Source organism: Rhodocytophaga aerolata, from assembly GCF_030503435.1.
GTDB classification, from domain to species: domain Bacteria; phylum Bacteroidota; class Bacteroidia; order Cytophagales; family 172606-1; genus Rhodocytophaga; species Rhodocytophaga aerolata.
The window spans coordinates 42,987-58,067 of record NZ_JAUKPO010000024.1; the positions used below are offsets into that span (position 1 = coordinate 42,987).

A 15,081-nucleotide genomic window follows, 5' to 3' on the forward strand; every position below is an offset into this window, starting at 1 on the left:
ATTGTAAAATTATATAGATATATATTTTTATTTAATGAAATTTTATTTTAGTATTAATACCTGAATATTCCGTATCCCATCTTTCAATAACTATACCTTAACCCAAATCACTAACCTGCATGAAACACTTAACCCGCCGTGATTTCATTAATAAACTTACGATTGCTACAGGCTCAGGCTACACAGCCATGGTAGCCCTGGGTATGATACCTGCCTCACCGGCAAAAGCAATGAAGCTGGAAGGAAAAGTAGAAGGAAAGCATGTAATTATCTTAGGAGCCGGCCTTGCCGGTTTGTCAGCCGCCTATGAACTCGACAAACTCGGGTATAAGAGCACCATCGTAGAGGCACGTTCCAGGCCAGGTGGCCGCATCTGGACCATCCGGAAAGGGATGCGGGAAACCGAACTGGAAGGAGCTGAACAAATATGCAAGTTTGAAGAAGGCCAGTATTTCAATGCCGGGGCTACCCGTATTCCACATCATCATACATCGGTGATTAATTATTGCCGCGAACTGGGTGTGCCTCTGGAAAACTTTAATAACATAAATGAAGGTGCCTATTATTATTGTGAAGGCAAAGGGCCACTTTCCAACAAGCGAATCCGGCAGCGGGAACTTCACAACGATATGCGGGGCTATACCACCGAACTGCTGGCCAAGGCCATAGACCAGAATGCCCTGGATATGCCCTTAACCAACGAAGACAAAGAAAAATTTATTGAGTACTTAATTGCCGAAGGTAGTTTAAACCCCAATAAGTTATACCAGGGATCATCCAGACGCGGGTATGAAGTAGCCCCGGGAGCCGGAAATATACCCGGTAAGCTAGCTTCCATACCTGATCTGCTGACAGTAATACAATCCGGATGGCTGGAGCCACATTTCTATAATATTCCCGAGTACACTTACGAACAACAAACCACCATGCTTACACCAGTAGGGGGGATGGACCAGATTACCAAAGCTTTTGAAAAGAGAGTAGGCAAAAAAATTATATACGAAGCAGAAGTAACAGAAATCCGTAAAACAGAAAGGGGAGCCCGCATAGTCTATATAAATAAAGATAAACAAGCCCAGGAACTAACCGGCGATTTTTGTATCTGCACGATTCCGTTGCCTGTGCTAAGTAACATAGCCGCCGACTTTTCGCCAAATGTGCAGCGGGCGGTAGATTCTGTACCTTATAATAATAGCTGTAAAATAGGCTTACAATTTAAAAGGCGTTTTTGGGAAGAAGACGATAATATATACGGTGGCATTTCCCGCACCAATATGGATATTACTCAGATTGTGTATCCACCGTCAGGGTACCTGTCTAAAAAAGGAATTCTGGTTGGTTATTATAATTATGGCCGCACAGCCGAACGTACAGGCAATCTTTCGTTAGCTGACCGGGAAAAAATGGCTCTGGAGCAAGGAAGTAAAATTCATCCTCAGTATAAACAAGAGTTTGAAAATTCGTTTTCCCTAGCTTGGCAAAAAATTAAATATAGCCAGGGAGCCTGGGCAACCTTTACCCCGGAAACCCGGCAAACGCATTATAAAGCCTTACTGGAACCAGATGGACCTATCTATTTTGCCGGAGATCATGTATCGTACCTGATTGCCTGGATGGCCGGATCATTCGAATCTGCCCAGCAGGCGGTAGCTGGCATCCATAAGCGGGTAAAAGAAAGTGCCACCAGTATGAATGCAGGAAAGTAAAACTGCCAAGGATTCCGACCCGCTTGCTTGTGAAAGTAAAAATACCAATACCCAGTATATATGTTTTGTACAAATACAAGAGAAAGTAGAAATAATCTATATTTATAATATTTATGCTTGTGAAAGTGTCTATTGTCAGAATAAAATTTGCTTTATAGTCAAAAAAATAAAATTAATATTTTGATATTTAAATAAAAACGTATATTATTGCATCGGCTACATTATCAATTAGTATTTCTATTATTTAATTTTATTTTACTCTGAAAACACACGGGGTCTCCTGTGTCCGCTAGTTTTCATCTAGGTATGCTAACCCATTACACTGCTTGCAAATGGTCTAAGTTGTGAGAAGGTAATACAGATTCTGCCTGAATAAACAGACATAGTATAGTAGTCTGTTCAGGCTATGAATGAAGAGTAAAATCGGTCATCAAACATATTTTATTTTCTGGAAACCAGCAGTATGCTTTAAAAAGGCAGCCTGACTGTCTATGGACATATAAATTATAAGTTACAGTCCAGCGACGGCCAGGTAGCAGACAATATAACTGCCCATTATTTTACAAATAAGGATTGCAAAAAGAGCTGATAACAAGCTTTATGACAATGTATTGCCTGTAAATTTCAACAAATACAATCTGATAGTTTAGCCACTATTTGGTATTGGTAGCCGCACGATTAACCTTGAACCTCCGTATGAAAAAACACACTCTACTCATTATACTAACCATGATTATCCTGTATTCCGGGGCTGCAGTGGCGCAGCAGCGGATGGTAACAGGAAAGGTAACAGCCCAGGACGATGGTACTACGGTGCCAGGCGTAAATATTCTTGTAAAAGGATCTACTACTGGTACGGTTACCGATATGAACGGCAGCTATTCTATAGCTGCTCCCGAAAATTCTACCCTCGTGTACAGCTTTATTGGATTTGCTACCCAAGAAATAGCCGTAGGTTCCCGCACCACTATTGATGTACAAATGGCATCCGATGTACAAACATTAACTGAAATTGTGGTAACGGCCTTTGGTATAGAACGGGAGAAAAAGGCCCTGGGCTATGCTGTACAGGAAGTGAAAGGCGCAGAACTGGTTGAATCACGTTCGGCAAACGTAGCCAACAGCCTTTCCGGGCGGATAGCTGGTGTACGTGTTACCAGTAACGGTGGGCCAGGAAGCGGCTCTACTGTGCAAATACGCGGTGCCGGTTCGGTAAATGGCAACAATCAGCCGCTGGTTGTGATAGATGGCGTGCCTACCGAACAATCCAATAACAAGCAGTTTGGCTCCGTAATGTCAGAAATCAGCCCTGATAATATTAAAGAAATATCGGTGCTAAAAGGCCCAAGTGCCAGTGCCTTGTATGGTTCCAGAGGATACAATGGGGTAATTCTGATTACTACCAAAAATGGAGCAGGCCAGAAAGGAATTGGCGTAGAAGTTAATTCCAACATGACATTTGAGCGGCCACTCGTAAAACCTGATTTTCAGGATATTTATGGCGGAGGAAACGGATACCGCACCTGGTATAACGATGGCTGGAGCGGTGTCATCAGCGATCCGCTGCAAATTGATCAATACCGGGCTGCCTATGGGTCTGCGGCTCCGCTTACCGGTACAGCTGGTACCGACGAAAGCTGGGGAGGCCCGATGGATGGCCGTTTAGTGCGACAATGGTGGACAGGCACTGAAGTAGCCCCATTAACGGCAGAACCCAACAACTGGGAACAATTCTGGGAAACAGGCCGCACCTTTACCAACAATATTGCGATTGCCGGATCTAACGATAAAGGGAATTTCCGCCTTTCTTTGGGCCGCATGGACCAGACTGGTATTATGGCATTCAATGATTTTAAACGGAATAATATCCGCCTGAACACTGGGTATAATTTTACGCCTAAATTGAGTATGAGTATATCGGCAGAATATGCCAAATCGGGTTCAGACAACCGGAGTTATACCAACGGGCAAGAGTTTATCTGGTCGCACCGCCATACCAACTGGGATCAGGTGAAAGACTGGCGCAGCTATACTGGCGTGCATATTCAACGGGCTGTAGCCGGGAAACCTGCCGATACCGACCCACCTAATTGGCAACACACCTACTTTACCAATCCTTTCTTCCTGCAAGAGAAGTTGCCCTATTCTAACGAAAAAGACAGGCTTATTGGCAACATTGGCATTAATTATAAATTCACGGACTACCTGAGTTTGCTAATGCGTACCGGTACCGATTACTTCTCAGACACCCGCATTAATGTGATCAACTTTGAAAGAGTCAGAAACGGCAACCGTACCCCAGGCAGATACTCAGAAGAAATATTACGCAGTCAGGAAACCAATTCCGATGTGATGCTGCGCTTCGATAAAGACCTGAGTTCTGTATTCTCAGTAAATGCCATGGTAGGCGGCTTACACCGGACTAACTACTACAAACGCAACTTTGTAAATGTAGGCGAAATGGTGGTAGATGGCTTATACAACCTGGCTAATTCCGTACCCAGCCTGAACGTTACTGAAAGTGTTATCCAGAAACGGGAAGCTCAAAGCGTATTTGGTTCCTTCCAGCTGGGCTATCGCAATGCAGTATTTATGGAAGTTACCGGACGGAACGACTGGTCTAGTACATTACCTAAAGCGGCCCGTTCTTATTTCTATCCTTCCGTATCGTTAACCGCCTCTCTGACAGACTTATTTGATATTCAAAACAATGTGCTCTATTTTGCAAAATTACGCGGAAGCTGGGCACAGGTAGGAAACGATACAGACCCTTACCGCCTGGCGCAGACGTTTATTGCTTCTGGCTCCTACAATGGGTCTATTCCCAAATTCTATGAGAACCTGACCATCAACAATCCAAATCTGAAACCTGAACGGATGACCGGAACAGAGTTTGGCGTAGACTTACGCTTTTTACAAGGCCGCCTGGGAGTAGACTTTACCTATTACAACCAGAATGCAGAAGATCAGATTCTGGATATAGAAATCTCTAAAGCGTCCGGCTATAACAAGCAAATTATTAATGCCGGGGAAATTACGAACAAAGGGGTAGAAATAACACTGAGTGGCACACCAGTAAAACTCATGAACGGCTTTACCTGGGATGTATCCTTGAACTTTGCCCGGAACCGTAACAAAGTGGTTGCCCTGGCCGATGGACTTACCACGTACTTGCTTGCCACCCAAAATGGTTTGCAATCGCTGGCGACAGTTGGCCAACCGTATGGTTCCTTGTTTGGTGTGGCTTTCGAACGTTCACCAGATGGCCAAGTGGTATACCGCAATGGCTTGCCTGTCGTAGCTTCCCAGTCTCAGATATTAGGCAATATCCAGCCCGACTGGATTGGTGGCTGGCAAAATACATTCAGCTTCAAAGGTATTGTGCTCTCTACCCTGATTGATGTACGCAAAGGCGGGGATATATTCGACCTGGGTACCGGCGTTGCCCGCTGGACAGGCCAGTATGAAGAAACAGCTGTAGGCCGGGAAGAAGGTATCATTGGTTCAGGCGTAATGAACATTGGAACAGCTGAAGCACCTCAGTACGTGCCCAATAATGTAGTAGTAGATGCCACCCGCTTGTATGGCTACAATAACCCTCGGAACTACCACGAAGCAGGTATTTTTGACGGAAGCTATATCAAACTCCGCGAAATATCTATTGGCTACCAGATTCCTTCTACCTGGTTGAACAAGTTATTTATTCAGACAGCAAAGGTATCGGCTGTTGGCAGAAACGTAGCTATCCTATTTAAAAATACGACACACATCGATCCGGAAGTAGACCGCTTCGGCGCTAACGGACAAGGTTTTGCCTATGGCGAATTGCCTAGTACCCGCAGTATTGGTTTCAACGTGAGTTTAGGTTTCTGATGTACTTATCCATTGTGTTAAGCAATTAGCACAATGGATAAATTATTACCCAGGCCATTTTCATTGACCTTTCATTTAGCTAATATACACATGAAAATACACAGATATATTTTATTAACCCTTGCCGGATGGATGCTCATCAGTTCCTGCACCAGTGATTTTGATGAGATCAATACCAATCCAAACGATCCAACCAATATAAGTCCTCAATTTTTATTGCCTTATGCCATTGAATCTTCGGTAGACCGTTATTGGGGCCACCGTACCCGGTTTGAGCGGCTCAACCTGGACGGTGCCATGCTCTGGATGCAATACCTAGCCAGAAATATTTATTCTAACGAGGGGGATAACTACAGCATTTCGCCCGCCTTACATGCTAATAACTGGAAAGGCTTTTACAACGATGGTTTAGTCAACTTCGAGCGGATCGTAACGCTGGCAGGTACAGAAGGAACCATGGCTAATACAAATTATGAAGGCGTAGCTCTGGTTATGCGCAGCTGGGTGTTTTCTATACTTACCGATTCGTATGGAGCTATTCCTTATTCCCAGGCCCTGAAAGGCACTGCTAAAGAAGCCATAGCCTCTCCGGAATACGATTCTCAGGAAGAAGTATATGCAGGCTTGCTTAACGATCTGAAAATGGCTAACGAAAAGTTAGTGGTAGGCGGGCCTGCTATTGCCGGAGATATTCTGTATAGTGGCGATATTCTGAAGTGGAAAAAGTTTGCCAACTCTTTACGCTTACGTCTGGCCAACCGTCAGGCTGCTAAAAAACCGGCAGAATCTAAAGCGATTATGGCTGAAATACTGGCAGATCCGGCTACGTACCCAGTATTTACCAGCAATGCCGATAACGCCTCACTCAAACATACGTCTACCTTGCCCAGCAACAATGAGTGGCATCAGGTAATGGTGCAGGACGGCCGTACCGACTGGAACATCAGCCAGACCTTGGCAGATAAGCTCAACAGCTTAAACGATACCCGCATTACCGTATTTGGACAACCTAATACTAGTGGCCAGTATAGTGGCATCCCCAATGGCCTGCCCGATGCTATTGCCACCACCTACCTGAGTACAGCTTCCAAGCTGGGCAATTACTTTATGCAACCTTCTACTCCCAGCGTAATTATGACCTTTGCTGAATTGCAATTCATTCTGGCAGAAGCCGCTGTTGATGGAGACATCAGCATAGGAGATGCCCAGACGTATTTTGAACAGGGAGTTGATGCTTCTTTCAAGCAGTATGAATTAACCGTTCCGGAAGGGTATCTGGTCACGGTAGGGGCGGCTACCAAAGAAAAAATTATGGAGCAGAAATGGATTGCCCTATTTGGCCAGGGGGTAGAAGCCTGGACAGAATACCGCAGAACCGGTTTGCCAGTGTTTCCTGCCCGCGATCCAAGAGCTGTGTTCGACAACAACGGCGTATTGCCCACCCGCCTACGGTATCCTTCTTCAGAAGAATCATTGAATGGCGCAAACATGCGGACAGGCGTAACGCTCAATGGCGGTGATAATGATATGGTAACTACCCTGTGGTGGACTGAATAATTACCCATAACTAACTCAACTTTGATTAATATGACCATAAAGAAAATATATCTGTACCTACTGGCTGTTTGTGTGGCTTGCTCACTGGCTGCCTGCGAAAAAGAAGAAGATCCATTTGTAGATAGAGTAGCTTCTCCGGTATTAGTTGTCATTCAGAATTCCTCTGGCTACCTGGCAGGTGGCGGCTTATATTCTGAGCCAGTAGTGAGTGCAAAGCTGGGTGCTCCTGTTGTGCTTTCTGCCAAAATTTATGAACTGGATAAAAGCGGATTGCTGAGCCATACGGTAGGCATCGATTCCATTCCGGTAGCTAACTTATCTGTTGCTTTGCTCACCCGCACAGGGACTAAAATTGCTGACCTGGTTTCAGATAGTGAAGGAACCGTTACAATCACCAAAACATGGGATGAATTAGGAATAGCTGCCCCACAAAAAGGGACTACCCTAAGCCTCGACTGGACTGGTGAATACAAAGGAATTGGTTTTGCCAGACGTTCACAACTTCAAGCCATAGAATAAGCTGTGTTGCCATATTTGCCATATTTTAAATAAGTGTTAACAACCCCTGAACTGTGGACGGCAAGTGCTCACAGTTCAGGCATTCTACTAAACTGATTCAATTTGATACTGGTAATTTTTTAACATTCAACCAAACACTTTACACATAACCTTTATAACCTACACGCATGGAAACAAAAATAAACCGCCGGAACTGGCTTAAATCAGGTGCACTGATGGCTGCCGGACTTAGCTTGGGAACAAGTAAATGGAATGCAACAGATGCACATACCGGCGAAGTGGTGAGTCCGTTAGCAGACCGTCCGGTGATAAAAGCCAGGCTTTCCTCTAACGAAAATCCCTTTGGGCCATCTCAAAAAGCCAGAAAAGCCCTTATGGAAGCCATTGACGATAGCTATATGTATCCACGGGAGTACACGCAGCAGTTCAAAAGCATGATAGCTAAAGAGGAAGGCGTTACCGAAGAGCACATTTTGCTGGGAGCTGGTTCATCTGAGCTGCTCATGGCATCGGCCTTGAACTATACCTTAAAGAGCGGTGCTGGCAGCTCTATCATATCAGCTGATCCTTCCTATGCATCTTTAATGCGTTCGGCAAGCCAATATGGTTCGGGATGGGAAAAGGTGGCGTTAACTAAGGACTATGCCCATGATCTGGAAGCAATGGAGAAAAAAGTAAGTGAGAAAACCAGTCTGGTTTACATCTGCAATCCCAACAACCCAACCGGGACTATTGTGCCGGCTGCCAAGCTTGCTTCGTTTTGTGAGGTGGTGTCCAAAAAGAAACCAGTTTTTGTGGATGAAGCCTACATCGATTATGTAGACAATCCCAAAAAGCAATCGATGATGGAAGCAGTCAGAAAAGGGCAGAATGTGATAGTGGCGCGCACCTTTTCCAAAGTACATGGCTTTGCCGGCCTGCGTATTGGCTATGTGGTAGCCCTGCCCGAAACTGTAAAAGAGTTAAGTAAGTATTGTACCGGCGGTATGAATGTATGTGCTACGTCTGTGCGGGCGGCTATTGCCAGCTACACGGATGCCGATCACCTGAGTTATGCCATAAAAAAGAATGCTGAATCGAGAGATTTCTTATATAAAGTATTAAAAGATGCCGGATATGAGTATATTCCCTCTCATACCAACTTTGTATTATTCCCTCTGCAAATGGAAGGCAAGCGATTTACTGAAGAGATGATGAAACGAGGAGTAAGCATCCGCAACTGGGAGTTTGACGGAAAGCAATGGTGCCGGGTAAGTTTGGGTACCATGGAGCAGATGCAGCTGTTTGCCGGAGCCTTTAAAGAACTGGCGTAAAAACTGAGCCTGGCAACTTTCCATATACACACCTAGCAAAAGCGACTATTGCCATAGGCAGTAGTCGCTATACTGCTACCAGCAAAATAACGTATCGAGCGGTTTTAATCTACTGCTACACCCTAACCCAAGACATCTACATTAAAAACCCAAACAACCCATATGTCAACAAAATTAAACAGAAGAAACTGGCTAAAATCCGGAGCTTTGATGGCCGCAGGTTTAACCTTTGGCACTAGCCGCTGGCAAACAGCCAGTGCGGAAATGGTTACAGCACAACAGCTGTTTGGCTTCCAGGCAGATGCCCGGTTGGCAGCCGATATGCCAGTGATAAAAGCCCGGCTGTTTGCTAATGAAAATCCATTTGGCCCTTCTGAAAAAGCAAAAAAAGCCATTACCGAGGCTATCAACGACAGCTATATGTATCCGTTTATGGATCTGCAAAAGTTTATTGCCATAATTGCTAAGGAGGAAGGCGTAACAGCAGATCATATTTTGTTGGGAGCTGGTTCCTCTGAAATATTAATGGCTTCTGCGTATCTTTATGGCATGCATGGTGGAAGTGTTCTCTCTGCCGACCCATCCTACAGCTACCTAATGGAAACCGCCGGCACCTATGGAGCTACGTGGGAAAAGGTGGCGTTAACTAAGGACTATGCCCATGATCTGGAAGCCATGGAGAAAAAGGTAAATGAGAAAACCAGTTTGGTTTACATCTGCAATCCCAACAACCCAACCGGGACTATTGTGCCGGCTGCCAAGCTTGCTTCGTTTTGTGAGGTGGTGTCCAAAAAGAAACCAGTTTTTGTGGATGAAGCCTACATCGATTATGTAGACAATCCCAAAAAGCAATCGATGATGGAAGCAGTCAGAAAAGGGCAGAATGTGATAGTGGCGCGCACCTTTTCCAAAGTACATGGCTTTGCCGGCCTGCGTATTGGCTATGTGGTAGCCCTGCCTGAAACCATTAAACAGATAAAAAAATATGGCGGAGGTGGAATGAACATCTGTGCTACTTCTATTAAAGCTGCATTGGCCAGTTATACCGATACAGAATATGTAAATTATGCCATAAAAAAGAATGCTGAATCCAAAGAGTTTTTATATAAAGTATTGAAAGAGGAAGGCTATGAATATATTCCCTCGTATGCCAATTTTGTTATGTTTCCGTTGAAAATGGATGGCAAAAAATTCAGAGAAGAAATGATGAAACGGGGAGTAGGTATCCGTAACTGGGAATTTAGCAATCAGCAGTGGTGCCGGGTAAGCATTGGTACCATGGAGCAAATGCAACTATTTGCCGAAGCCTTTAAGCAGCTCAGCTAACCTGGTCAGATTGAATACTTAAAAACAACAAAACTACCGTCGAAAGGGTAGTTTTGTTGTTTAAAACGTAGAATGTACAACGTGGTATATAACTAAAAGAAAGAACCAGGTAAAATTAGAAAACTGATCTTTGATTCGCATAATCACAATTCATTTCCATTTATACGATCAGCATAGGTATAACAAAAAAGCATGCTTAAAGCATGCCTTCTGTAGCTTTTAAGATTAAATCTATTTTATAGAATCTGATTTAATAAATTTCCTTCTACTAATTTTGTATAAGATTTTTTGGTACGGCTGGTTTCGAGAAATTTTATATTATTTAAAGCATGGCAATCGGTACCGGCAAAGCTTACCATGGAATTGTCAATTAATTTTTCTGCCAGAAGCTGTGCTGGTAATGAATAGGCCCCGCTCAGGGAGTTTAAATTAATTTGTAGCAATACGCCATTATTTACTAAATCTATACATTTACTAAAGTTATGTTGTAGATATAAATACCGTTCCGGATGTGCCAGCACTGGCTTATAGTTCAGCGATTGCATTAGAAAAACGGCTTCTGCCAGTAAGGCAGGCTCGTTAATAAAGGGAGTCTCAAACAACAGATACCGGTTGCCAAACGTTAGCAAGGGCTGATCTTTTCTCAGCATATCAATCAAGTATTCATCCAGGTAATATTCAGCTGCCGCGGCTATATCAATATCCCAACCTTGCTCACTTACGCCTTGCTGTACTTTTTTTAGCGCTGCCTGAATACTTGTAGGTGTATTTCTATAGAAATCACTCATAACATGTGGAGTAGCGATGAGCTTTTTATATCCTTGATCCATCAACCGCTTTATAATCAATAAAGATTCATCCAGTGTAGCTGCCCCATCGTCTATGCCTGGCAGAATATGCGAATGCATATCTGTGAGAATGACTGGTGCCTCCACTGGCGAACCTTTCCTGAAACTAATATTGAAAAACGAGAGCATAGGGTGATTGTTTAATAAAATTGTACTTTATTTATGCCTAAGTAAACTATTCATTAAGATGCTCTATTTTAGAAAGTTTACCTCAGCTATGCATTGCTATCTTATTGTACGCACAAGCGTATAATACAGTTGTTTAAATACAGTAAATGAAAAAAATAAATGTACTATACACTCTTATATTAAAAATATACAAGCAAATACTAGGCCTTCTTTAAAATTGTACTACTAAAGTTATATTTAATATATATACTATAACAGAGTAAATGAGTTTAGCTTACGGAGCAAAATAAGGATACGTGTGAAATTCTATGCAGAAGCCGATATAGCTCTAAACAAGCAACACTACCTAAAAAATACAAAAAGGCAGATACCGGCAAGCTGCCTGATTTCTGCCTTTCATATCAGAATGTATAATTTTTTAAATAATTGCCTTATGCCGGTAGGCTACGTTATTTTTTCTGGCCTGTCTGTTGGAGAATGTTTCTGGCAGTAGCTATTCCGCTGGCCAGAGCTGCTTCAACCGTACCCATCTCCACACCTTCATACAAAGCTTCTCCTGCAAAATATAGGGTATCAGAAACGGGTTCGTTTAGAATTTTTTTTGCTTCCGGAGTTTCAACCGTGGCATAGGAGTAAGCTCCATAAGAGAATGGGTCTGTTAGCCAGTTGGTAATGGTTGAGGCCACCAGGTTTTGTTTCAGAAAGGAAATGTCTGTGTTAAATACATAAGCCAGTGATTGTAAAGCCTGTTCACAAAGTTGATCTTCCGGCATGGCCTGGAGTTGAGCTGCGGTTGGTCCGGCAAGCCATCCGGTTAATACGGGTGCTGGATGCGGTAGTTGTGTCCACCAGGTAGGCACAGGAGCATCGGAAAATAGAAAACCCAGATTCGGCATTTTTCTTTGCACCTCAGTCTCTCCGGATGTTTCTTCCCAAAAAGATTCTTTAAACTCCATCAAAAATTTAATAACACCGCCAAACCCAATTTTTCGCGCAGCTTCCAACTTCTCCGGAATTGGCGGTATAATTTGCACTGCCCCAGTTGTATTTTCCGGCCGTTGCAGCATACCCAGTGGCAAAGTAATAATAACCTGGGAGGCTGTAAACTGTTGCCCTGTGTCTGTTGTAAGGGTTGCCTCTCCGGCCTTCCATTGAATGGTTTTTACTACACAGGATAAATGAATTGTAGCACCAAAGTGTTTACTTTCCCTTTCCAGAAACCCGGTAAGTTGGCTGTACCCTTGCGGAAAACGGTATTGGTTGGAATCATCTTCACTAGTCCATTCATTGCGGAGGGCAAACGTACTGGCCCGGCTACTATCGGCTGCATCGTATCCTTCTACAAATCCAATTACCGACTGCCGCAAATCGTTATATTTATCATCTCCAAAAAAAGTATCCAGAAATTGCTGAATTGGCATGTCCTCTTTCAGTTCTTTGAGTTTGGCATAGAGTAGTTCACGGCCTTCAATAAAGTTGTCGTTTTGTTCCAAAGCATGCTGCTGCACTTGCCAGGTAGTGCCTTCCATCAGCTCATAAAAAATGCCAGCTTCATTAAGCAACTGAAGGGTTAGTGGTAAGTCGCCATGCACAAATTCTGCTCCGGACTCCATCGGCCTGGAAAACCCGGAAGGGGGATAGATGGTGTGGATTCTGCCACCTGTGCGGGACCTCGCCTCCAATAGGGTTACAGATTTACCTGCTTTAGCTAGTTCTCTGGCTGCTGCCAAACCTGCGGCTCCAGCCCCAATAATGAGTATATCTGACTGTGTTTGTATCATGTGTTTTCTGAATATAGGTAATCTATGTTTCTCTGGTTCTTTGACTTTATTGTATAGCACAATGACTCTGTTTGTAATAGAATTTCCTGGTTATGGAATTGACTATTTTCCAGAATCACAAAAAAAGATTTGTATTAAAACCGCTTATCTGCCTTTAAGGTTATGATAACCCAACCAGGCTTTGTAAATTTACATGGATAGCCTAAATAAGCTGCTGCTAGCCTAAGCAGCTACAGTTTTTACCACTTTTGTAAAGTGCATCCGTATACTATGACTTTAGACAGGGAAACCCTTGAATTAGCAAAACGAATCTGGAATTACCATCAGCTGCACCAAACCCTGCAACCGGCAGACTGTATTATGGTGCTGGGTAGCCACGATACCAGGGTGGCCATACGGGGGGCTGAATTAATTTTAGCCGGTTTCGCACCCGTGGTTGTGTTTTCAGGTGGCCTTGGCCGGTTAACAGAAGGCGTGTGGAAAGAGACAGAGGCCGATACCTTTGCCAAAATTGCCCTGAACATGGGTGTGCCTAAAGAAAAAATTTTTATTGAAAACCGCTCTACCAATACCGGCGAAAACATTGCTTTAACCTATGAACTTTTTCTGAAAAACAACCTGGCCGTCAGAAAAATTATATTGGTGCAAAAGCCCTATATGGAACGCAGGGCTTATGCTACTTTTTTAAAACAGTGGCCAGGACCTCCGGTTGAAGTAATGGTAACATCCCCCCAGATTCCTTTCGAAGAGTATCCCAATGAGCATATTTCTATGGAGGAAGTAATTCATATTCTGGTGGGCGACCTGCACCGCATAGACATGTATGCCCGTAGAGGATTTCAGATTCCTCAGTATATTCCTCCGGATGTATGGGAGGCGTACCATATACTTGTAAAAAAAGGCTTTACCAGTCATCTGGTGGGCGTATAGCTGGTGTTTTCATTATGCCTACATCTTTCATAAGCATGAAAGGCAAATAGTAGGTTGCTGCCAGCCTTTATATTCTTCCATCTTTCAAGACCAGGCGCAGCGATAATTTTACAATTTCACCCATTGTAGGGCATTGCAGAAAATCAGGATTGTTGTAGTGGGCGGCCAGTTCTTTTTTCAAACGTTCGGTATTTTCTGGCGTAGAAATAGTGTCTTCCGACATAATGTCTGTGATGGCAAAAATGCGGTTTCCGGCAGTATTCAGCCTATTGGCAATCATTACTTTTTCCTCTTTTTGGTATTGTTTCACCGATTCGGGGGTTATTTCATTGTATCCTAGTTCCAGAATGGGATTGTTTTGCTTGAAATATTGCGGCAAAAACACAGATTTTTTTCCTTCATACGACTGCTGATCAAAATCAATGGCCCGGATGCGGTAGTGTACCTCCTCAAAATCGGGTGTAATGAGAATAACAAAGTTGCTGGCATGCATATCGCCCAGCAAACGTACAAAACAACGTTCATTAAACTTCACAAATTCTTTAGCCAGACGAACTTTGTTCAGGCTGCGGTCGTGCAGGTAATGCTGAATAAACAAATCACCTGGCACACCGGCAATGTGTTCTTCCACCAATGTGTCGCCAGAAGTAATATAGCTGATCCGGTTGGGAGAAAGAATGTGCTCCAGCTCCAGGCCATACACACGCGAAGCATCTGCTTTTTTGATATAGAAATAATCAAAGTTATCGTTAATGGAGTTGGTTACTCTTATCCGGAACGGCCTGGTGTTGCCATACACACAAAGGTCTACGCGGTCTACGACCAGATGCTGGGTAACAGATAAGTCGCCATTGGTTTTTAAGGCTGCGTAAATTACTTTCAGGTGGTAATAGACATCTGCCATGTCGGCCGGGGAATAAAATACGGTTTCCCAGAGTGTATCCCGGCCGGCTTTGTCATAGAGAGTAATCGAATTATCATACCGGATCAGGTCTTCGTAGTCAATAGGCAGTTTTACTTCCCGCCCGTATTTTACCAGGTAACTGCGCAGGGCAGGATTAATTTTGTAGACAATTTTCTTTTTGCTGATCAGGGCCAT

10 protein-coding genes are annotated in these 15,081 nt (G+C 43.7%); 7 read left to right on the forward strand and 3 right to left on the reverse strand.

Annotation, left to right across the window (positions count from 1 at the left end; genetic code table 11):
* The first annotated feature begins 119 nt into the window (after positions 1–119).
* From Q0590_RS27190 to Q0590_RS27215, 6 genes are all read left to right on the forward strand, one after another.
* Positions 120–1,706 carry a flavin monoamine oxidase family protein gene (locus Q0590_RS27190; RefSeq protein ID WP_302040795.1) on the forward strand — a complete coding sequence of 529 codons (1,587 nt, stop codon included), beginning with the start codon at positions 120–122 and terminating at the stop codon, positions 1,704–1,706.
* 696 nt (positions 1,707–2,402) lie between these two features.
* Entirely contained in the window at positions 2,403–5,579 is a 3,177-nt protein-coding gene (locus Q0590_RS27195) for a SusC/RagA family TonB-linked outer membrane protein (RefSeq protein WP_302040796.1), read from the forward strand.
* A 90-nt stretch (positions 5,580–5,669) separates the two neighbouring features.
* On the forward strand, positions 5,670–7,136 hold the full coding sequence (locus Q0590_RS27200; protein WP_302040797.1) for a SusD/RagB family nutrient-binding outer membrane lipoprotein: 1,467 nt from the start codon (positions 5,670–5,672) through the stop codon (positions 7,134–7,136).
* A gap of 30 nt (positions 7,137–7,166) precedes the next feature.
* On the forward strand, positions 7,167–7,655 hold the full coding sequence (locus Q0590_RS27205) for a hypothetical protein (RefSeq protein WP_302040798.1): 489 nt from the start codon (positions 7,167–7,169) through the stop codon (positions 7,653–7,655).
* A 167-nt stretch (positions 7,656–7,822) separates the two neighbouring features.
* The gene (locus tag Q0590_RS27210) at positions 7,823–8,968 is read left to right on the forward strand and encodes a pyridoxal phosphate-dependent aminotransferase (protein ID WP_302040799.1); all 1,146 of its coding nucleotides are present in this window, start codon (positions 7,823–7,825) and stop codon (positions 8,966–8,968) included.
* 162 nt (positions 8,969–9,130) lie between these two features.
* Complete coding sequence (locus Q0590_RS27215) at positions 9,131–10,294, forward strand: pyridoxal phosphate-dependent aminotransferase (protein ID WP_302040800.1); 1,164 nt, start codon at positions 9,131–9,133, stop codon at positions 10,292–10,294.
* 236 nt (positions 10,295–10,530) lie between these two features.
* On the opposite strand, the gene Q0590_RS27220 is transcribed toward Q0590_RS27215, so the two are convergent.
* Both Q0590_RS27220 and Q0590_RS27225 read right to left on the reverse strand, forming a co-directional pair.
* Positions 10,531–11,271 (reverse strand): tyrosine-protein phosphatase, encoded by a 741-nt coding sequence (locus Q0590_RS27220; RefSeq protein ID WP_302040801.1) that lies wholly within the window; start codon positions 11,269–11,271, stop codon positions 10,531–10,533.
* 449 nt (positions 11,272–11,720) lie between these two features.
* Positions 11,721–13,052 (reverse strand): flavin monoamine oxidase family protein, encoded by a 1,332-nt coding sequence (locus Q0590_RS27225; protein ID WP_302040802.1) that lies wholly within the window; start codon positions 13,050–13,052, stop codon positions 11,721–11,723.
* A gap of 270 nt (positions 13,053–13,322) precedes the next feature.
* On the opposite strand from Q0590_RS27225, the gene Q0590_RS27230 reads away from it, so the two are divergent.
* On the forward strand, positions 13,323–13,982 hold the full coding sequence (locus Q0590_RS27230; protein WP_302040803.1) for a YdcF family protein: 660 nt from the start codon (positions 13,323–13,325) through the stop codon (positions 13,980–13,982).
* A gap of 67 nt (positions 13,983–14,049) precedes the next feature.
* Here the strand turns inward: Q0590_RS27230 and Q0590_RS27235 are convergent, their stop codons facing one another.
* On the reverse strand, positions 14,050–15,081 hold the full coding sequence (locus Q0590_RS27235) for a hypothetical protein (protein WP_302040844.1): 1,032 nt from the start codon (positions 15,079–15,081) through the stop codon (positions 14,050–14,052).